Source organism: Acinetobacter puyangensis, assembly GCF_900096995.1.
Taxonomy (GTDB): Bacteria; Pseudomonadota; Gammaproteobacteria; order Pseudomonadales; family Moraxellaceae; genus Acinetobacter; species Acinetobacter puyangensis.
This window is the reverse complement of record NZ_OANT01000004.1, coordinates 29,263-47,800: the sequence shown is the minus strand read 5'-3', so window position 1 is coordinate 47,800 and position 18,538 is coordinate 29,263. Positions and strand designations below refer to the sequence as shown.

Here is an 18,538-nt window from a genome sequence, read left to right as displayed (position 1 = left end):
TAAACATCTCCATATCGTGCAAAATCAGGCAAAATAGCCGATGATATCAATTAAAATTTTCTGAGGTTTAAACTGTTATGTCTCAAGATACGCTGCAATTTGCACATTTCCAGTATGCCGGTGTAGATGCGGAAAAATTTCTACAAGGTCAGGTAACGGTAAATGTCAGCAAACTTGGCAATAACGAATTTCGTCCGACTGCGATTTGTGATTTAAAAGGTCGTATCCAGTTTGGACTTTGGTTAAAGCGCCAATCCGCAGAACTAATCGACATTGTCATCACAGAAGATCTGGCTGAAGAATTTGCTGCACACGTAAAAAAATTCGGTGCATTTTCCAAAGCCACGTTAAGCGCAGCTTCTACTATTTATCCCGCGATTATTGACAATCAGGCGACATTTACGCCGGAAGAAAATCAGGCAGCGACAATTTTTGACTGGCAAGCAACAGCCATTCAAAATGGACAGGCATGGATTAGTCAAGCGACCGCACACCTATTCCAGCCACAGGAATTACGTCTGCATCAGCGTGGTGGGGTCGATTATGACAAAGGCTGCTATCTGGGTCAGGAAATTATTGCAAGACTCTGGTTTAAGGCAAAACCCAAACACTGGTTGCATCTAATACAAGGTCAGGGTCAAGCACCTAATGCAGGCGAACAACTGAATAAAGATGTGCAAGTGGTCAATTGTTTAAATGATGCCAATGGCTGGATTGCATTAGTGACTGCTAAACCGGAAAGTCTGATTGACCTGAACGTAGACGTTCTGGATCTACCCGAAGCCTTAAATGGTGATGTAGCAAGACCGAAATAAGTTAATTTACAGCTCAGAATATGCCACGTTAAACCGCAATGCAAGTTGATGCAAACGTTTATCTAGCGTCCATAGTTGTGTATTTGCAGTTAATCGTGTTGATGCAAGCAAAGATAAATCAACTAGCCCACAACCTAATCCATATAATTTTTCACGTTCTATCCATTCAGCAACTTCCTCATAAGTTGCTGATGTTGCATGTCTTAATAAGTTAATATCTTGTAAAGTTTTTAATCGTGGTTGGGGCGGTGTACCACACGTCAATTCCAACACCACCATAGAATGTACCATGACCCTATCGGTTAATAACAAATGCTGTAAATATGAGTTATGTGTTTTAAAATGATGCACCCAAACAGATGTATCAACCAAAACATTCATTCATTTGCTCCAAAATCATTGCTGTCATTACGCCTAGCAATCTCTGACATTTCAGGCGCTGTTCCCCCTAAATTTGCTAGACGTTTTGCTGCCTGCACTCGAATAAAAGTTTTAATCGCTTCCCGAAATAAATCAGCTTTATCCATATCTGGGTCAGACATGGCAAGTGCTTTTTCATACAAACTATCATCTATAGTTACTGTGGTACGCATTTCTAATTCACCTATACTGATGCAATATTGAATCAAAATTAACATCATATTATCACAATGTCGATAGGATATATTTTGAGTGTTGAAACATTTGAACTTCAATACAAGATTTTCAATCATAATCTTTACTATTGATATTTTTGTAAAAACTCAGCGAGTTCATTAGACCAGTCTGGTTCTTCTGTTTCTAAGAAAATTTGCTCAACTTTAGCGATAAACTGCTCATAATAAGGACTTGGTATTTGCTGATATTCAGCTTCAATCATAAAATGCCGAATCGCATTTTTACTAGCATGATTTAACCAAATTTCATAGAGCTTATCCATGTCATATAAGGCTGCATATTCATCTAATCATAATGAAATATTACCAAAAACGAGGTAGAAAATATTTTAAATCGTCTTCATCACCCATCGTATAAGTTGCTTTAAAACAATAAAAAGCCAGTTCATCTACTTGAATCTGCTCCAGAGGAGTACATTCTAAAATTTTGGCAATTTCTTGTCGATTACCTACAGATGAACAACGTTGATGAAAATTAGGTTTTAACTTGTATTTTTTGAAAATTTTATATAAATTTTTAATCTCATTTTCCAAAATTATTTTATTCATTCAATCCTATTATTAATATATTACGAGTGAAAATTAAGCTACACAATTTCTCAACAATATTCAATGGGCATCTCTATTTAAAAAGCTCATAATTCAAACAACAACAGAAAAACGGAGCATATCTTGATGTCATATAATAACGATGCTTTACATACCCAATCTAGTTTTATCATTGATGAACATCATATTAATGCCACTTTACTTCCCCTAAGTCAGGCCATTAAATATGTCAAAGGTAGTGGTAAACGAACCATTTACGAATTTAGCGATCCAGACTGCCCTTTTTGTGAAGAGTTAGAACAACAACTGCTCAATGTTAATGATTTAACCATTTACCTGTTTTTATTCCCGGTCACTGAAATCCATCCGAATGCCGAAGTTCGGGCCAATCAAATTTGGAATGCCAAAGATCGCTATGCCGCATGGGAAAATTATATGTTGTACCGAACAGCACCCAATAGCTCAGATGATGGAGCAAATACGCCAATTGAACGTAATATCGCTCTGGGACGCAACTTGGAAATTACAGGCACACCGACTTTTTTTCTGGAAAATGGTTTTCGTGTTGAAGGGGTTCTACCTGCGCAAGACATTGAACGTTTGCTCTATCAGGCCGAATAATCTCAACAATTTTTTCACAGACAATGTTCCTAGTTTTGTTTAGGATAACAATTAATGACAGTATATTGATGCTGACTTAATAATGTTTTTAACTCCCCTACCGATTATTTGAGTTTTCTCATGAAGAAATTTTTAACCATGATTAGCCTGAGCATTTTTGCTGTTACTTTTGCACAGGCCAACCAAACCACCTTACAAAAAAATCTGCAAAAGAATTACCCAGAAATGAATGCCAAAGTCACAGGTTCAACACCATTTAACGGTGTATATGAAGTCAATGTCGGCAATCAAATTGTTTATACTGATGAAAAGGGCCAGTATTTTTTTGTGGGTAATTTAGTTGATTTTAAAAATAAAGAAAATCTAACGGCCAAACGTGAGCAACAACTTAATAAGATTGATGTGTCAAAATTACCGCTGGATCAGGCAATTAAACAGGTGAAAGGCAATGGTCAACGTGTGTTATATATCTTTAGTGATCCAGATTGTCCGTATTGCCAGCAGCTGGAAAAGGAATTAACCAGTATCGATAATGTCACCATTTACCTATTCCTTTATCCCTTAAAAACCCTCCATCCCAATGCAGAAACAGTGGCCAAACAAATCTGGTGTTCCAGTGACCGTTACGCTGCATGGGAAGATCATATGATCAATCAGCAAGCGCCGACGGCATTACCAAACTGTAGCAATCCGATCAGTAAAAATTTGACATTGGGACAAACCTTAAAAATTAATGGTACACCCACAATTTTTCTCAAAGATGGACAACGTATCTCGGGTGCTCGTGAAGCAGCAGATATTGAGGCCTTGCTCGGCACACAAAAGTAATGACGATGACGCCATCTGAATCTTGATTTATCTCAAAAATCGACTAGGACTTGTTGAGATTTGATCTATGATTGCAATAACGCAATCCATTTATGGAATTTAAACAGACCTAATACCAGAGATAAATCAAGCTGCTGACACCCAGCATACCCAGAAATGTACTCAACATCAAAGGGGCTAGGGCACGTTCATTTAATCCATACATTTGTCCAAAAATACCAAAGGCAATCGGCATGGGTAAAGCCGCAATTAATGTCCCGGCATATAACATTTCCTGACTGACATTAGGTAACATTAAAAATAATAAGAAAATTACCAGCGGCATCAACAGCACTTTAAACAGTACCAGCACCACACCATTAAACTGAATAGTTCTCAACCCAATGCCATATAAGCTGCCACCAATGGCAAATAAAGCGAGTGGTGCCGCAGTCTTGCCCAGCATTTCCAGTGCATACTGCACTTGGGTTGGCAAGTGCAGATCGCTGACGGATAAAAACAAGCCGATAAAAATCGCCGCAATCAGCAGATTTTTACTGATATTTTTTAAGGTTAATTTCAGCACACTCAAAAACTGCCCCTGTTGCTGTCCCATTTCGGCAATGATCAGTACCAACATCAGAATCACAAGATTTTCGATAATCAAGGTCAGAGAAATATATACAGCGGCATGACTGCCGATCAGCATGGTCAGAATCGCTGTACCAATAAACCCGGTATTGGACATCGACGCCCCCATGGACATAATGGCACTTTGTGTCAGATTGAAATGAAAATATCGCCAAAACAATAAATAGGCAGAGGCAAAAATAATCAGTGAACCCACAGCATAAGCAATGACATAGGACGGATGCCAAAGCTCATGAATATTTTTGCTACTTAAGGCATAAATCAAAAAAGCAGGCAAGGCGATTTTTATCACAAAGGCACTGAGTGCCTGTATTTGTACAGGCATAATCAGCTTAAAGGCGACACTCAGATAGCCCAATACCGATAGAAGAATAATCGGTAAAATCACTGTTAAAACCATAATACGTCCATGTCATCAACCTACTTTTAATTTAATTCCGTTTTACAATTCAAAAGAATGAAACAAGTCTTTCAAACCATGCGGTTGCGAGCGCAAATATTGCGGCGCAACTGCAATTTGATCCCCTAAGATTGCAGCGGCATGCCAAGCCCAACGTGGATCATACAATTGAGCGCGTGCGATTGCGATCACATCTGCCTGTTGTTTTTGCAAAATCTCTTCCGCCTGTTCGGCTTCGGTAATCAATCCTACCGCAATCACCGGAATATTGACGACTTTTTTGATTGCTTCTGCAAATGGCACCTGATAACCCGGGCGTATATCGATTTTCTGATCAGGATGCAGGCCACCACTAGACACATGGATATAAGCTGCACCCAATGCTTCTAATTGTCTGGAGAGTTCAATGGAAGATTCCAGATCCCAGCCCTGTTCCATCCAGTCGCTTGCCGATATACGCACACCTATCGGGAAATCGTCCGGTACGACCGCTTTAATCGCATTGAATGTTTCCAGTGTCATACGCATACGGTTTTCCAGATTCCCACCATATTGATCATCTCGCTGATTGGACAAAGGCGATAAAAATTGATGCAATAAATAACCATGCGCAGCATGTATTTCAATTAATGCCATACCGACAGCTACGGCACGTTTTGCCGCTGCGGCAAAATCTTGCTGAATTTGCTTAATTTGCGCAACGCTTAATGCCAATGGTGGTACATCACTCGGATTATGGGCAATGGCACTTGGTGCGACCGTCTGCCAACCTAAAGGATCATGTGGTGTCAATTGTTCACCACCTTGCCAAGGTTTATTACAAGAGGCTTTACGCCCGGCATGTGCAAGCTGAATTGCAAAAGGCGTAGGCGCATATTGATGAACTTCATCAATCAGGACTTTAATTTTTTCCGCATGTTCATCCGTCCAGATCCCAACATCGGCATAGCTAATTCGACCTTGCGGCTGCACAGCACTAGCTTCAATAATCACCAGTGCTGCACCAGACAAGGCATAGGTTCCCCATTGCTGGGCATGCCAAGCGGTCGGAAAACCATCTTTGGCAGAATACTGACACATCGGTGCAATCACAATACGATGACTTAATTGCAAAATTCCGAATTTAATCGGTTCAAATAACAATGACATAACGCTTTCCTTTAAAATGCTTTGGTCACACTCAGCCCAGCATTTAGATTACGCCCATCTGCGGGTTCAAAAAAGCGTCCGTTACCATCATTTACAATCACCGATCCCACATAATTGCGATCAAATAAATTATCAACACGGGCATAACTGTTTACTGTCCAGTCCGCTTTCTTCCATAAATAACCAATACTTGCCCCAACAACACTATAGCTTGGCGCACTGTCCGAATTAAGATCATCGACATAGATTTTATCCATATAACGTACATCAACCCCTGCTTGGAAACCTTGTTCCGGTTGCCATGCCAATCGGGCAAAGGCCTGATTTTTTGCAATCCCGGGAATGGCAGTACCTTTATGAACCTGGGCTTTTGTATTGGTCGCAGGAATGTCGGCATCAAAAGTCGCATCTATATAACTATAACTTGCTCGGGCATTTAAATCTCGCCAGATCTTCTGTTGCCAAGAAAGCTCTGCACCTTGTCTTAACGTTTGTTCGGCATTACGGAAAGTACTACGGCCATTACTTGCATCTGCCGGTACGATATCATTTTTGGTTTCGGTCTGAAAAATAGCGGCAGTAAACAAACCAAAATCATTTTGTGATTTCAAGCCCAGCTCATAGGTATCACTGCTGGCAGGTTTTAAAGCAAAATTAAAACCAGCTTCACCATCAGGACGATAGGCCATTTCGGTAAATGTCGGTGTTTCGAAACCTTTGCCATAACTGGCATATGTATTCAGAGTAGGTAAAATTTCCCAACTCAGTGCAACCGAGGGCAAAACTTTTTGATAGTCTGTACCATCACTATCATCACCATTACTTAAATAATGATCCTGAGATTTATAATGCACATTACTATAGCGAACACCCGTATCAATACGCCATGCAGGTAAAAACTGCCAAGAAGCCTGTAAATAAGGATCAATATTCCATAAAGTGTTATCCTCATTACGACGTAAATTGCCTTTTACCCCGTACTGACCAGTCGCATTAAAGTTTTCATAGCCCTTACGATCTTCATCCATTTGATCAAGTGCCACACCTGCAACAAACACCGTATTCGGTAATAAATCGGTGCCTTTCCAGCGTAAATCCAATCCATAATAATTACGATCAAAATCAATCACACCACCTGCATGATGTGTATTTGCCTGTTGTGTTGCAGCAGGAATGGACTGATATTGTGTCACTGCCCGATTGCCAAAGTAACCCATCACATAGAGTTCATTTTTATCGTTAATCGGCTTGGTCCAGGTTAAGCCTGTCTGGGTTTGTTCTATTTCTTTACGTACGTTGAATTGTTTTAAAAAAGGAACTTGCTGTTTTGGATTGGCTTGCCACTGTGCACGGGTCAAGCCCTGTGCATCATCGGCATTGATATTGACCCGATTCAGCACCCAGTTAATTTTACTGCCATCATCTAGTTTCCATGTCAATTTGGCATTGGTCATGGCCTTGTCTGCACCGCTATGCTCACGATAGCCATTGGTATCAAAATAAGAAGAACTAAGCACATAAGCAGGTTCACCCGCATGCTCAGAACCGCCTTGTAAAACGATATTGGCCTGTTGCTTTTGATGGCTACCGGCATTATAGCCCACTTGAATGGAGTCTTTGCCTTCGCCTTCTTTGCTTTGGGCTAAAATCGTGCCGCCGGAAGAATTGCCATACAAAGAAGAAAACGGCCCACTTAAGACCTCAATATTACTTAAACTGTTTAAATCAATGTTGGAGCTTTGCCCCTGTCCATCCGGCATGGTTGCAGGAACCCCATCAACATACAAACGAATGCCACGCACCCCAAAGGTTGATCGTGCGCCAAAACCGCGCATGGAAATCTGTAAATCCTGTGCATAGTTTTCACGATTATTGATCTGTAAACCGGGAACGCCCTGTAGCACTTCGGAAAGATTCACATTGCTATTATTTTGCTGGGGACTGGCATCAATCTGATACAGAGAGGCCGGTGTCGTAAGGATATTATTATCGGTATGAATGGCTTGTACTTCGATCACTGGCAGTTCATAAATAGATTCTTCTTCAGCATAAATTGACATGGACTGCATCACCGCCGCAGTTAAAGTCAAAATTTTAAAAAAAGGTTGATACTGCGCTTTTAAAAACATTGATCTGTTCCTATGATGTAATGCTGCCTATCTTAGCCCAGAAATTGAAATTTCTAAAATCGTCCTCATCTTGATCTACAGTTTTGTTGAATAAAAATCCTATGCCCGAATTACCTGAAGTTGAAACCACCAAAGTCAGTCTGAGTCCCTTGATCGGGCAGACTGTAAAGCAAGTCACTGTACGTAACGCCAGTTTAAGGTGGGCTGTGCCAGATGATTTAAATCAATTGGTGAATCATCAACTGGTTTCCTTACAACGTCGCTCCAAATATATTATTGCCGATTTTGGTGAGCAGCAGATGCTCTGGCATCTAGGCATGTCCGGCAGTTTCCGGATATGCTCACCGGAAGAAGCCTTGCGCAAACATGATCATGTGATTTTTGATTTTGGCGAACAACAGTTACGCTATCATGATCCACGTCGCTTTGGCTGTTTATTGTGGCTTGATGATAATACCCAAAGCAAACTGCTTAATCCGCTTGGACCTGAACCTTTATCCGAGCTATTTAATCCCGATTATTTACTCAAAAAACTACAGAACAAACATGTTGCGATTAAAGTTGCCCTGATGGATAACCATGTTGTGGTCGGTGTTGGTAATATCTATGCGACCGAAAGTTTGTTCAACATCGGGATCCATCCGGCGCAACCCGCATCAAGTCTTTCCCGCAAACAAATTGAAAAGTTAGTCATTGAAATCAAAAGAATTCTCAAACAAGCGATTGATCTAGGTGGTTCTACCCTACGGGATTATTCCAATGCCATGGGCGAAAATGGCTATTTTCAGCAAACGTTACTCGCTTATGGACGTGCAGGCGAGATGTGTATCAACTGTGAAACCCTACTTGAAAATTTAAAACTGGGACAGCGTGCCAGTGTATTTTGTCCACAATGCCAACCGCTTAAAAAGATTAAGAAAGTAAGTGTTTCAAAGGTAAAATCAACATGAAAACAGCCATTGTGCGGCATATTTTGGTCAAAGACAAAACCTTAGCAGAACAACTGAAACAGCAGATTCAACAAGGTGGCGATTTTGCCAAAATTGCCAAACAGCATTCAGTTTGCAATTCGGCCAAACGCGGAGGTGAGCTAGGTGAAGTCAAACAAGGTGATCTGGTACGCCCGATTGATCAGGCAGTGTTTCGTTTAAAAGAACGTGAATTACACGGGCCAATCAAAAGTCAATTTGGTTGGCATTTACTGGAAATTAAATTTCGTATGGAATTTTAACCAATAAAAAACGGTGCTCTAGGCACCGTTTTTTTATCTTCATCACTTATGAATTAAGATTTATTTTTTAACTCATCACGGATTTCACGCAACAATTGAATATCTTCTGGTGTAGCCTCTGGTTCTGGCGCAGCCTCTTCCTGTTTGCGCAGACGGTTCATCACTTTGACCAACAGGAATACCACCCATGCCAATAATAAGAAATTAATCAGAATGGTGAGGAAACTACCATAGGCGAAGACATTTAATCCGGCTTCCTGTGCTGCGGTCAGATTGGTAATATTGTTTGGATTGTCACCCAATACAATAAACCAGTTGGTATAATCGACTTCGCCCCCAAGAATCCATGAAATCACAGGCATTAAAATATCTTTTACCAGCGAATCGATAATCTTGCCGAATGCACCACCGATAATGACACCAATTGCCAAATCCATCATATTGCCTTTAATGGCAAATTCTTTAAACTCTTTTAAAACGCTCATCAAAATTACTCCAGATTAGGATCTGCTGACATTTTGTCTGTCATTAGGACAGATCATTTATTCATTTACTCTATTTTTCGATTTCTCAATCAAACGAAAAGCATGATGACTAATTTACTCGGTTTTTAGAAAATTCCAAGTATTTCAGTATAAAAAACCATAAAATTACAAAAAGAAGCGCAATTATCCTCGACTGCATGGCAATATCAGCAGCCATAGATCTGCAATTTTTAAACTCAAAAAGATTGTAAATATGACTAAAATTATTCGCATTATTTTATTATTCATCGGTAGCATTCTATGTCTGGATGGATTAATTTTAATTCTTCAAGCAAAGATTAATTTTGGTACAGTCATTCCTTTTTTACTGGGATTAATTTTCCTCCTCCATGCGTTTTTCTGGACTAATATTCAATCTTTTCTACACAGTCGAATAAAATTAAAACGGCTTTGGCAAATCTTATGGTCTGCTTTTCTCATCTGGTGTGCAAGTTTCTTTTATTTTGTCTGGGCATTACAGCAAAAGATTGATGATCAGGCTCCAGTGCCACCCGTCAGGGCCTTGATTGTATTAGGTGCTGGTATTGAAAAAAATGGACAACCCTCACCAACCTTGGCCAAACGACTCGATCGTGCAGCGCCGATTGCACTGGCTCAACCGAAAGCATTGGTCATTGTCAGTGGTGGCGTCGGATTTAACGAAAAACAAAGTGAAGCCGAAGTCATGGCCAATTATTTACATGTAAAATATCATCTTCCTTTACAACAAATTGCACTAGAAGATCAAAGCACCAGCACCGAGTTAAATTTAATCAACAGCAAACACATACTGGCAGAACACGATATCCAACTTAATCAGCCGATTGCGATTATCACCAATGATTTTCATATTATTCGCTCGGCAGCCATTGCCCGAAAACAGGGTTATCAAAATATCCTGATGTTAAGCAGCGAAACCCCGCTTTCGATTCGCTATAATGCCATCTTGCGGGAGTATTTCGCTTTTGTCAGTGGCTGGATTCTAAACGAGTATTAAAAAAACGTAAATTTGGGATTAAGATGAGTAGAAGAAATCAATTTCGTAGCAGCGTCCGCTGCTTGTTCGAGGTCATGAGCCATATATGACGCAAGGATCTGAAAGATAATGTTTTTCAATTAATTTGTTTTTTAGCGGTATTTGACTGAGTTTGCAGTGAGCAGCACCGCTGCGCAAGATGGTTTTGCCCTTGCGAAACGATGTTTCTCATCCCGAAAGCCTTGCGAGCTATAGCTCTCAGGTCGAACCTGAACAAGATTGAAATATATTTCAATCGCAGTGCAAGGCGAAGTGAGTTTATCCTAAAATATGCCTAATCTTGCAAGACTCCGTCGTAATTCTTTTATTGGAATTAATTTTATTTATACAAAACAAGTGCTTTTATCCAGAACTGACGTTAAAAATGATGTAATCGATGTCTCAAGCTATCTTGTTCATAAACTGAATGCTGTATAACTCAAGATACAGGAACATGCTTGTTTAACGCTTTGGCAATTGCCTCAACCAACTGTTTAGCAATCTCCAGTTTGGAGGTTTTTTCGAGCTCCTCTTTATCCATCTGATATTGTTCGGCAAAAAATACCGTCATGGCATTTTCATCAGATGCAAAACCAATGTCACTACGAGATACATCATTGCAGGCAATCATGTCCAGACGTTTGGCCTGTAGCTTAGCTTTGGCATATTCTTCAATATTTTGTGTTTCTGCGGCGAAACCGACCATAAATGGTCGATTTTTCTGTTGGGCAATCGTCGCGACAATATCAGGATTTTTGACCAACGATACATTAAGCTCATCACCGGCTTTTTTAATTTTATGTTCGGCAACCTGCGCCACACGATAATCTGCAACTGCGGCAGTGGCAATAAACACATCACAACCCTGTTCGACCAATTGCATACTGTTTGTAAGCATTTCCCGTGCCGATTGCACATTAATGCGCCTTACACCATTGGGTGTGGCTAAACTTACAGGACCTGAAATCAGTGTCACATCTGCGCCTGCGGCATAACATGCCGTGGCAATGGCATAACCCATTTTTCCGGTACTATGATTGGAAATATAACGCACAGGATCAATCGACTCCCGGGTGGGTCCTGCGGTAATCACCACATGATGCCCGGCCAGCAAGCCGAATTTTTCCGAAATTTCACGTTCTGCCTGAGCAAAGAAATCATTAACCCAGGTTGCAATAATCTCTGGTTCCGCCAAACGTCCCAAACCCACATCACCACAAGCTTGTTCACCAGCTTCCGGCATCACCACATGAATTTTGTCCTGTACCAGTGTGGTTAAATTACGCTGGGTAGATTTGGCCGCCCACATTTGTTGATTCATGGCTGGGGCTAACCAAACAGGTGCTTTTGTTGCCAGATAAATGGTACTGAGCAAATCATCTGCCAAGCCATTGGCAAACTTGGCGATGGTATCGCAACTTGCCGGTGCAACCAGTAATAAATCGGCCCAGCGTGCCAGTTCGATATGGCCCATACCCGATTCCGCAGTCGGATCAAGTAATTCGGTATGCACCGGATTTCCAGATAAAGCCTGAAAGGTTAAAGGCGTAACAAAAGCCTGCGCACCATGGGTCATCACCACACGAACATCGAAACCAAAATCTTTTAAACGCCGTACCAGAATTGCGCTCTTATAGGCAGCAATACCGCCCGTAACCCCCAAAACAATCCGTCGTGTTTGTAATGCATTTGCATCAAGTTTCATTGCAGCAGGCACCCTTATTATTGCAATGACGCACACAATAGCATTAAATATGAAGATGCCCAAGTGATGTCGTCAGAAATATGATCTTGGTGATAGTCTTGGTTTAAACAACTGATAACTCTGAGATGTGTGAAATAAAAATGATAAAATCCATCAAACATTGGCCGACACAGGAGCGGCCAAGGGAACGCCTGCTTGAGCATGGCGGACATGTGCTTTCCGATGCAGAACTGTTGGCAATTTTTTTGCGTACCGGCTACAAAGAACATAGTGCCGTTGAACTGGCGCGCCAATTATTACACCACTTTGGCGGATTAAGGCAAATCCTTGATGCGCCCAATGAAGATATTATTAATTTTAAAGGCATGGGACAAAGTAAATTTTCGCAGTTACTGGCAAGTAAAGAGCTAGCGCAACGCTATTTAAAACAACAATTAAAAAATGAAGAACAACTTAATTCTTCTGCCTTAATTGTAGATTTCCTCAAAGTGCAGTTACGCAGTGAAAAACAAGAGCTGTTTGCGGTGCTGCTACTCAATCAACATTGCCAGTTTATTGAATATAAAGTCTTGTTTCGCGGAACATTTTCCCAATGCAGTGTCTCTACACAGGAGATTGTCCGTTTTGCCATTGATAAACATGCATATCATATTATTGCTGTTCACAATCATCCGCAGGGGCATGCCCTACCATCGCCAGAAGATTTACACTTTACCGAAAAACTTGCTGAAGCGAGTAAACTATTAGAGCTGCATTTGGCTGATCATTTTATTATTAATTGTAACGATTACTTTTCCTTTACAGAACAAGGAATTTTAGCACCATAAAAAGCATGCTAATATCTCAGGTCTATTTAATTTAAAAAAAATGATGTGCACAAGTCATGATTATTCGACATACAACAAATACCTTTAAAATGCTGTTTTCATGGCGCGGTACATTGTTGCCTAAAATTTTGCCACCTTTAGGTATGGTGATGTTGTTGTCTGCCATTATCGGTGGCCTTGAATACAATAATATTTATCACTTCCCTGAATTACCCTTGGTTGCTTTTACCCTGATTGGTCTGGTGCTTTCGATTTTTTTAGGCTTTAAAAATACTGCATGTTACGACCGCTGGTGGGAAGCCCGTAAATTATGGGGAATTCTGATTGCAACCGCCCGTCATCTGGATCGCGATTGTCGTATCTTAACGCAGGCACGCCGCGAGCGAGTGATTGAACAAACCATTGTTTTTGCTAATATTCTAAGAGATCGGCTACGTCAACAAACTAACAATCCAACCCCGTTAAATACAGCGATTGGTTTAAGTGAAGCTCAATTACGCCAGCTCCATCAACATGTCAATGCGCCACAATATACGTTAAGCCTCATTCAGTGGGAATTTATGCAGGCCTTAAAAGAAGGTGAAATTTCAGATATTTGCTATGCCCAGTTAAACCAGCATGTCCACGAATTAAGCTTGGTTCATACCGGTTGTGATCGTATCGCCACCACTCCGATCCCCTATGCCTATTCTGTGTTACTCAATCGTACTGTATATTGTTTTTGTCTGCTGTTACCTTTTAGTCTGGGCGGATTATTAGGTCTGGCAACACCACTAGTCGTCGGTTTGCTGGCCTATACTTTTTTAGGTCTTGATGCATTAAGTACCGAAATCGAAGAACCATTTGGCACACAAAGCAATGATTTACCGCTTGATTTTATGGTGCGTACCATTGAAATCGATTTACTCAGCAGTTTGGGCAAACCAACACCACCACCGATACAGGCGCATGATCATAATTTGTTGTAACGTATAAATACTCTTTAATTTTTATTCGTCTTCGATGAGTTGACGAATACGTTTTGGATAATTATTTAGAAAATCCTTGGTCACCATAAAATGATCGGTTTCTTCATATTCAACTTCTTTGATACCCTGATCTGAAAACTGCAATATTTTTGCATTGGGATAAGCCAATAAAATTGGTGAATGCGTTGCGATAATAAATTTTGACTCCTGCTTCACCAGTTGATAAATAATGGCGATCATGGTCAATATGCGTAAAGGCGAAAGTGCCGCTTCGGGCTCATCGAATAAATATAAACCCTGTCCCTGCAATTTATCGGTCAATACCGATAAAAATGCCTCGCCATGCGAACGTGCATGCAGGGATTTTTCGCTATATCCGCCTAGATAGCCTACTTCATCCATATAGGAAGCCACATTATAAAAACTTTCTGCACGCAAAAAATAACCGTCTCGAGGTTTTTTATAACTACGAATCGGTTTTAGATATTGTGATAGTTTTGATGTAGTGCCAACAGTCTGATAATTGACATTCTTTGTGCCACCTTCTTCCGGAAATCCTAAAATTCTGGCAATTGCTTCTAAAATTGTAGATTTTCCAGCACCATTTTCACCCACGAAAAAAGTCACCTCGGGATGAAATTCGATTTTATCCAGATCATTCACCGCAGGAATGGATAGAGGATATTGACTCCAGTCCGCATCTGTTTCATTGTAAAAATTCAGGGAACGTAAATAAGGTCTGGCCTGCATGCTTTTACCTATTCTATTTAGATGATAAGCGCTGTTTAATAAATGAAATTTTACAACATTCAGTTTATTGTTTTTTCATTGTACAAATTTTTGCTGCAAGCCGCATAGCAACTACATCGCAGGATTCTGAAGTTAGAATCTTTTGGCAACATAGTGCCATATAAACTGGAAATCTTTTACGAATTTTGGCTTCTTCCGACTGCGCATTTACATTTAAATATACCCGACCCAATTGTCGACGAAGAACTTCTTGTACACATGATTCAATTTCAAAATATGGAAAGAAAACAAAGGTGGTGGGAGAATGCGATATTTTTTGTTTGAGGTATAAATATTCTTTTGAAATATCATCAGGATAAACCATAAATCCTGATGAGCATGCAATCACACATGGTACTTTAACTATCTTGATCAATTCATGATAAAGCTCAAGATTTTTTATCGCATAGGATCGATAACCATGACACTGAATAAATGTAGAGATATCACCAACCAAATGAAGAAAACAATCATCCAGATCATAAAAAGACCATCCGAGTTCTGATGCAAGGTGCAGACCGATTGTCGTTTTTCCTGCACCACCCAAACCAATAAGATGGACTTTCATCGGATAAATTTATTTAACCGCATCGCCCCATGCAGGCACAACAGTTTGCATTAATGGTTTTAATAATTTCATTGAACATGCCAGTACCTGACCATTTTTCATGGAATCTTGGCCACCACGCACGTCAACTACTGTGCCACCGGCTTCACGTACCAGTAATTCACCCGCTGCAATGTCCCACGGTTTTAGATTAACTTCAAAGAAACCATCGAAACGACCAGCTGCAACATAAGCCAAATCCAGTGCCGCTGAACCACCACGACGAATATTGGCACCGGCTTTGGTCACTGCCAGCAAAGAGGCAAAATGCTGCTCTGCATAAGACACCACTTCTTCACCACGTAAAGCTTTAAATGGATGACCAACTGCCAGAAAACTATTTTCCAGTGTGTCTTTGATATTCACCCGAATACGGCGTTGATTCAGCATTGCACCACGACCACGACTGGCCGAGAACAATTCATCACGCACAGGATCATAGATGACACCATGCTGTGTCACACCTTTGTGTTGTACAGCGATGGAAATACAGAAATGTGGAAAACCATGGATAAAATTTTGCGTGCCATCAAGCGGATCGATGATCCAGCACCAGTCGGCATCATGGCCCTTGCCTTCTTGTAAACCAAATTCTTCACCAAGAAAACTATGGTTTTTATAACTTCGTTTTAGGGTATCGATTGTCAGTTGTTCAATATAGCGATCAACACGTGTTACGGGACCATCAATGCCTTTCTCTTCCACTTGCAAATCGAGCATATGACGATTTTTATGTGCTTTTAATAGCTCTTGACCAACTGTTTGCGCTGCACGCGCAGCCATAACCACCATAGGTTCCATTGAACACCCGACCCTAAATTAACGAAATTTGACAAAGAATAATGCATAAAGCGGCGCATATTCTAGCAAAGTTTGTCATAAATAGGTGACAAGAATTTTAAAATTTACACTTTTAATGAAAACTGGGCCGGTTCCTGCTGCATCATTAATAAACGTTTTTCCACCTGCTTATATATACCGGCACTATCCAACTCTACAGATGCCAGCATCTGCTCATGTGTGGCCTGATGTAAAAAGCTATCCGGCAAACCAATATTCAGGATGGGTAAAGTATATAAATGCTCTGCCAACCATTCATTCACTGCACTGCCAGCACCTGCCATCACAGCATGTTCTTCAACCGTAACGATCAGATGGCTATCACCGGCACATTGTTTCAGCATTTTATCATCGAGTGGCTTCACAAAACGCATATTCACCACGCGTACCGCGACATCATGCTGTTCATAAAGCTGGCGGGCGACATCAATCGCCGGATAGACCCGACTGCCAAAGGCCAGTATGGAAATACGTAAAGGACTATCGCCAAATTCGGCAACAATTTCTGCTTGACCAATCGGCAATGCATTGAGTTCTGAATGAATCTCTACACCGACACCAGTACCACGAGGATAACGCACCGCCGCAGGACCCGGGTAAACATAGGCTGTATGCAACATCTGACGACATTCATTTTCATCTTTTGGCGCCATGATCACAATATTCGGCACGGTCCGCATGTAAGCATAATCATATGCACCAGCATGCGTAGGTCCGTCCTCTCCCACCAGACCGGCACGATCAATGGCAAAAGTGACGTCTAGATTTTGCAGTGCTACATCATGAATCAGTTGATCATAACCACGCTGCAAGAACGTTGAATAAATCGCAACGACAGGTTTTACGCCTTCACACGCCATGCCAGCAGCTAAAGTGACAGCATGTTGCTCGGCAATGGCCACATCAAAGAATCGTTCTGGAAACGCTTTGGCAAATGCCACCATACCCGAACCTTCACACATCGCTGGTGTAATTGCCAATAACTGCTCGCTCTGTCTGGCTTCATCACACAACCAGTCCCCAAAGACATCAGAATATTTTTTTAATTTTTTGCTGGGAGTTACAGGACTGGTTAAAAGATTAACTTTGGCAATGGCATGATAGCCAATCGGATCCTGTTCGGCAGGTGCAAAGCCTTTCCCCTTTTTGGTATAGACATGGATCAATCGTGGACCTTTACGCTGCTTGACAGCATTTAAAACATAAACCAGTTGTTTAAGATCATGACCATCAAAAGGACCAAAATATTCAAAGCCAATGGCCTTAAACAGATTATCTGCGGCATCTGTCGCTGCCTGATGTAATCTGGACGTGTAATCCCACTCCGGATGAGGAAATATACCGACTTCGCCTGTTTCGCTAATACTGACCAGTTGTCCACTTTGCCAGATCGCAGCCAAATGCTTGGCAAAACCACCTGTACTACAGGAAATGGACATGTCGTTATCATTCAGAATCACCAGAATATCAGCCTGATGTGCTACCGCATCATTCATGGCTTCAAATGCCATGCCGGCTGTCATCGCACCGTCACCAACCACTGCAATAATATCGCGTTGCTGTTGTTGATAACGACTTGCCAAGGCCATACCCAAAGCAGCAGAAATAGCAGTAGATGAATGCCCCACGCCAAAGGTATCGTATTCTGATTCTTCTCGTGCGGGAAATGCAGCCAGACCACCTTGTGAACGAATACTGGTCAACGCTTCACGGCGACCCGTTAAAGCTTTATGTGCATAGGCCTGATGACCGACATCCCAGATCAGGCGATCGTGTGGTGTATTAAAACAATAGTGTAATGCAATACTGAGTTCGACCACGCCCAGGTTTGCACCGAAATGACCACCACTTTGCCCTGCGGCGTAGAGTAGATATAAACGTAACTCATCTGCGAGAGTCTTAAGTTGCGCTATAGATAACAGGCGTAACTGTGCAGGATAGTCTATGCTATCTAACAGGGGTGTATTTGGACGATGTGTAGGAATCTGTGTATACAACATGTGGCTTAGCCTTAGATATACCTTGCAAGTTTACGCTAGGATAAAGTTTACGTCATGTTTATGATGTCAAACATCATTCAACCGCCACATTTTAAAACTGCAATCAAGATTGCAAAGTAGCAAAGCAAGAGTAGATTATCCTGAATAATGCCCTTACTTATCAACTATTATTGACTGCTTTGTACAAAAAAAGATGATAGATTGCATAAAATATATAGAAGAATTCTAACAACTCTAGCACATTAAGCTATACTT

The 18,538-nt window shown here is 41.0% G+C and carries 21 protein-coding genes; 8 read left to right on the top strand and 13 right to left on the bottom strand.

The genetic code is table 11. From position 1 onward, the window contains the following. Window positions 1-77 precede the first annotated feature (77 nt). Window positions 78-815: a CAF17-like 4Fe-4S cluster assembly/insertion protein YgfZ gene (ygfZ, locus tag CRO21_RS08700; RefSeq protein ID WP_097078946.1), complete on the top strand. Its 738-nt coding sequence runs from the start codon at window positions 78-80 to the stop codon at window positions 813-815. A gap of 6 nt (window positions 816-821) precedes the next feature. Here ygfZ and CRO21_RS08695 read toward each other — a convergent pair whose 3' ends face one another. The 4 genes from CRO21_RS08695 to CRO21_RS08680 form a co-directional block, all read right to left on the bottom strand. Continuing rightward, window positions 822-1,196 carry a type II toxin-antitoxin system VapC family toxin gene (locus CRO21_RS08695; protein ID WP_097078945.1) on the bottom strand — a complete coding sequence of 125 codons (375 nt, stop codon included), beginning with the start codon at window positions 1,194-1,196 and terminating at the stop codon, window positions 822-824. After that, window positions 1,193-1,408, bottom strand: a complete 216-nt coding sequence (locus CRO21_RS08690; RefSeq protein WP_097079209.1) for a type II toxin-antitoxin system VapB family antitoxin — start codon at window positions 1,406-1,408, stop codon at window positions 1,193-1,195. The genes CRO21_RS08695 and CRO21_RS08690 overlap by 4 nt, the downstream gene beginning before the upstream one ends. Before the next feature lie 128 nt (window positions 1,409-1,536). Further along, window positions 1,537-1,734, bottom strand: coding sequence for a hypothetical protein (locus tag CRO21_RS08685; RefSeq protein WP_097078944.1), 198 nt, complete (start codon window positions 1,732-1,734; stop codon window positions 1,537-1,539). A 40-nt stretch (window positions 1,735-1,774) separates the two neighbouring features. After that, entirely contained in the window at window positions 1,775-2,020 is a 246-nt protein-coding gene (locus CRO21_RS08680; RefSeq protein WP_097078943.1) for a hypothetical protein, read from the bottom strand. Between the two features lie 126 nt (window positions 2,021-2,146). Here CRO21_RS08680 and CRO21_RS08675 point away from each other — a divergent pair, with 126 nt between their 5' ends. Beyond that, window positions 2,147-2,641 carry a DsbC family protein gene (locus CRO21_RS08675; protein ID WP_097078942.1) on the top strand — a complete coding sequence of 165 codons (495 nt, stop codon included), beginning with the start codon at window positions 2,147-2,149 and terminating at the stop codon, window positions 2,639-2,641. 120 nt (window positions 2,642-2,761) lie between these two features. Beyond that, on the top strand, window positions 2,762-3,469 hold the full coding sequence (locus CRO21_RS08670) for a DsbC family protein (protein ID WP_097078941.1): 708 nt from the start codon (window positions 2,762-2,764) through the stop codon (window positions 3,467-3,469). Window positions 3,470-3,578: 109 nt separating this feature from the next. Here CRO21_RS08670 and CRO21_RS08665 read toward each other — a convergent pair whose 3' ends face one another. Genes CRO21_RS08665 through CRO21_RS08655 form a run of 3 tightly spaced genes read right to left on the bottom strand, consistent with a single transcriptional unit; the run spans window position 3,579 to window position 7,777 of the window. Continuing rightward, a complete protein-coding gene (locus CRO21_RS08665; protein WP_097078940.1) occupies window positions 3,579-4,499 on the bottom strand; it encodes an AEC family transporter in 921 nt (306 codons plus the stop codon). 42 nt (window positions 4,500-4,541) lie between these two features. Then, window positions 4,542-5,648 carry an NADH:flavin oxidoreductase/NADH oxidase gene (locus tag CRO21_RS08660; RefSeq protein WP_097078939.1) on the bottom strand — a complete coding sequence of 369 codons (1,107 nt, stop codon included), beginning with the start codon at window positions 5,646-5,648 and terminating at the stop codon, window positions 4,542-4,544. A gap of 11 nt (window positions 5,649-5,659) precedes the next feature. Continuing rightward, window positions 5,660-7,777, bottom strand: coding sequence for a TonB-dependent receptor (locus tag CRO21_RS08655; protein ID WP_097078938.1), 2,118 nt, complete (start codon window positions 7,775-7,777; stop codon window positions 5,660-5,662). A 101-nt stretch (window positions 7,778-7,878) separates the two neighbouring features. On the opposite strand from CRO21_RS08655, the gene mutM reads away from it, so the two are divergent. Continuing rightward, the gene (mutM, locus tag CRO21_RS08650; protein WP_097078937.1) at window positions 7,879-8,727 is read left to right on the top strand and encodes a bifunctional DNA-formamidopyrimidine glycosylase/DNA-(apurinic or apyrimidinic site) lyase; all 849 of its coding nucleotides are present in this window, start codon (window positions 7,879-7,881) and stop codon (window positions 8,725-8,727) included. Beyond that, entirely contained in the window at window positions 8,724-9,008 is a 285-nt protein-coding gene (locus CRO21_RS08645; protein WP_097078936.1) for a peptidylprolyl isomerase, read from the top strand. The genes mutM and CRO21_RS08645 overlap by 4 nt, the downstream gene beginning before the upstream one ends. 53 nt (window positions 9,009-9,061) lie before the next feature. Here CRO21_RS08645 and mscL read toward each other — a convergent pair whose 3' ends face one another. Next, the gene (gene mscL / locus CRO21_RS08640; protein WP_097078935.1) at window positions 9,062-9,493 is read right to left on the bottom strand and encodes a large conductance mechanosensitive channel protein MscL; all 432 of its coding nucleotides are present in this window, start codon (window positions 9,491-9,493) and stop codon (window positions 9,062-9,064) included. Window positions 9,494-9,746: 253 nt separating this feature from the next. On the opposite strand from mscL, the gene CRO21_RS08635 reads away from it, so the two are divergent. After that, window positions 9,747-10,529: a YdcF family protein gene (locus CRO21_RS08635; RefSeq protein WP_097078934.1), complete on the top strand. Its 783-nt coding sequence runs from the start codon at window positions 9,747-9,749 to the stop codon at window positions 10,527-10,529. A 457-nt stretch (window positions 10,530-10,986) separates the two neighbouring features. Here CRO21_RS08635 and coaBC read toward each other — a convergent pair whose 3' ends face one another. Beyond that, window positions 10,987-12,252: a bifunctional phosphopantothenoylcysteine decarboxylase/phosphopantothenate--cysteine ligase CoaBC gene (gene coaBC, locus CRO21_RS08630; RefSeq protein WP_097078933.1), complete on the bottom strand. Its 1,266-nt coding sequence runs from the start codon at window positions 12,250-12,252 to the stop codon at window positions 10,987-10,989. A 140-nt stretch (window positions 12,253-12,392) separates the two neighbouring features. Between coaBC and radC the strand changes: the two genes are divergently transcribed. Further along, complete coding sequence (radC, locus tag CRO21_RS08625) at window positions 12,393-13,079, top strand: RadC family protein (protein WP_097078932.1); 687 nt, start codon at window positions 12,393-12,395, stop codon at window positions 13,077-13,079. A 56-nt stretch (window positions 13,080-13,135) separates the two neighbouring features. Next, complete coding sequence (locus CRO21_RS08620; RefSeq protein WP_097078931.1) at window positions 13,136-14,047, top strand: bestrophin family protein; 912 nt, start codon at window positions 13,136-13,138, stop codon at window positions 14,045-14,047. Between the two features lie 21 nt (window positions 14,048-14,068). On the opposite strand, the gene CRO21_RS08615 is transcribed toward CRO21_RS08620, so the two are convergent. The 4 genes from CRO21_RS08615 to dxs all read right to left on the bottom strand — a co-directional run bounded on the left by CRO21_RS08615 (window position 14,069) and on the right by dxs (window position 18,283). Beyond that, window positions 14,069-14,797 (bottom strand): AAA family ATPase, encoded by a 729-nt coding sequence (locus CRO21_RS08615; protein ID WP_097078930.1) that lies wholly within the window; start codon window positions 14,795-14,797, stop codon window positions 14,069-14,071. Window positions 14,798-14,861: 64 nt separating this feature from the next. Then, the gene (locus tag CRO21_RS08610) at window positions 14,862-15,404 is read right to left on the bottom strand and encodes a shikimate kinase (RefSeq protein ID WP_097078929.1); all 543 of its coding nucleotides are present in this window, start codon (window positions 15,402-15,404) and stop codon (window positions 14,862-14,864) included. Window positions 15,405-15,413: 9 nt separating this feature from the next. After that, entirely contained in the window at window positions 15,414-16,244 is an 831-nt protein-coding gene (locus CRO21_RS08605) for an inositol monophosphatase family protein (protein WP_097078928.1), read from the bottom strand. 104 nt (window positions 16,245-16,348) lie between these two features. After that, entirely contained in the window at window positions 16,349-18,283 is a 1,935-nt protein-coding gene (gene dxs, locus CRO21_RS08600) for a 1-deoxy-D-xylulose-5-phosphate synthase (protein WP_097078927.1), read from the bottom strand. Window positions 18,284-18,538 lie beyond the last annotated feature (255 nt).

Bases quoted from the DNA above. Each gene is read 5' to 3' on its own strand.
- ygfZ (WP_097078946.1), top strand. From the start codon at position 78: ATGTCTCAAGATACGCTGCAATTTGCACATTTCCAGTATGCCGGTGTA.
- CRO21_RS08695 (WP_097078945.1), bottom strand. From the start codon at position 1,196: ATGAATGTTTTGGTTGATACATCTGTTTGGGTGCATCATTTTAAAACA.
- CRO21_RS08690 (WP_097079209.1), bottom strand. From the start codon at position 1,408: ATGCGTACCACAGTAACTATAGATGATAGTTTGTATGAAAAAGCACTT.
- CRO21_RS08685 (WP_097078944.1), bottom strand. From the start codon at position 1,734: ATGGATAAGCTCTATGAAATTTGGTTAAATCATGCTAGTAAAAATGCG.
- CRO21_RS08680 (WP_097078943.1), bottom strand. From the start codon at position 2,020: ATGAATAAAATAATTTTGGAAAATGAGATTAAAAATTTATATAAAATT.
- CRO21_RS08675 (WP_097078942.1), top strand. From the start codon at position 2,147: ATGTCATATAATAACGATGCTTTACATACCCAATCTAGTTTTATCATT.
- CRO21_RS08670 (WP_097078941.1), top strand. From the start codon at position 2,762: ATGAAGAAATTTTTAACCATGATTAGCCTGAGCATTTTTGCTGTTACT.
- CRO21_RS08665 (WP_097078940.1), bottom strand. From the start codon at position 4,499: ATGGTTTTAACAGTGATTTTACCGATTATTCTTCTATCGGTATTGGGC.
- CRO21_RS08660 (WP_097078939.1), bottom strand. From the start codon at position 5,648: ATGTCATTGTTATTTGAACCGATTAAATTCGGAATTTTGCAATTAAGT.
- CRO21_RS08655 (WP_097078938.1), bottom strand. From the start codon at position 7,777: ATGTTTTTAAAAGCGCAGTATCAACCTTTTTTTAAAATTTTGACTTTA.
- mutM (WP_097078937.1), top strand. From the start codon at position 7,879: ATGCCCGAATTACCTGAAGTTGAAACCACCAAAGTCAGTCTGAGTCCC.
- CRO21_RS08645 (WP_097078936.1), top strand. From the start codon at position 8,724: ATGAAAACAGCCATTGTGCGGCATATTTTGGTCAAAGACAAAACCTTA.
- mscL (WP_097078935.1), bottom strand. From the start codon at position 9,493: ATGAGCGTTTTAAAAGAGTTTAAAGAATTTGCCATTAAAGGCAATATG.
- CRO21_RS08635 (WP_097078934.1), top strand. From the start codon at position 9,747: ATGACTAAAATTATTCGCATTATTTTATTATTCATCGGTAGCATTCTA.
- coaBC (WP_097078933.1), bottom strand. From the start codon at position 12,252: ATGAAACTTGATGCAAATGCATTACAAACACGACGGATTGTTTTGGGG.
- radC (WP_097078932.1), top strand. From the start codon at position 12,393: ATGATAAAATCCATCAAACATTGGCCGACACAGGAGCGGCCAAGGGAA.
- CRO21_RS08620 (WP_097078931.1), top strand. From the start codon at position 13,136: ATGATTATTCGACATACAACAAATACCTTTAAAATGCTGTTTTCATGG.
- CRO21_RS08615 (WP_097078930.1), bottom strand. From the start codon at position 14,797: ATGCAGGCCAGACCTTATTTACGTTCCCTGAATTTTTACAATGAAACA.
- CRO21_RS08610 (WP_097078929.1), bottom strand. From the start codon at position 15,404: ATGAAAGTCCATCTTATTGGTTTGGGTGGTGCAGGAAAAACGACAATC.
- CRO21_RS08605 (WP_097078928.1), bottom strand. From the start codon at position 16,244: ATGGAACCTATGGTGGTTATGGCTGCGCGTGCAGCGCAAACAGTTGGT.
- dxs (WP_097078927.1), bottom strand. From the start codon at position 18,283: ATGTTGTATACACAGATTCCTACACATCGTCCAAATACACCCCTGTTA.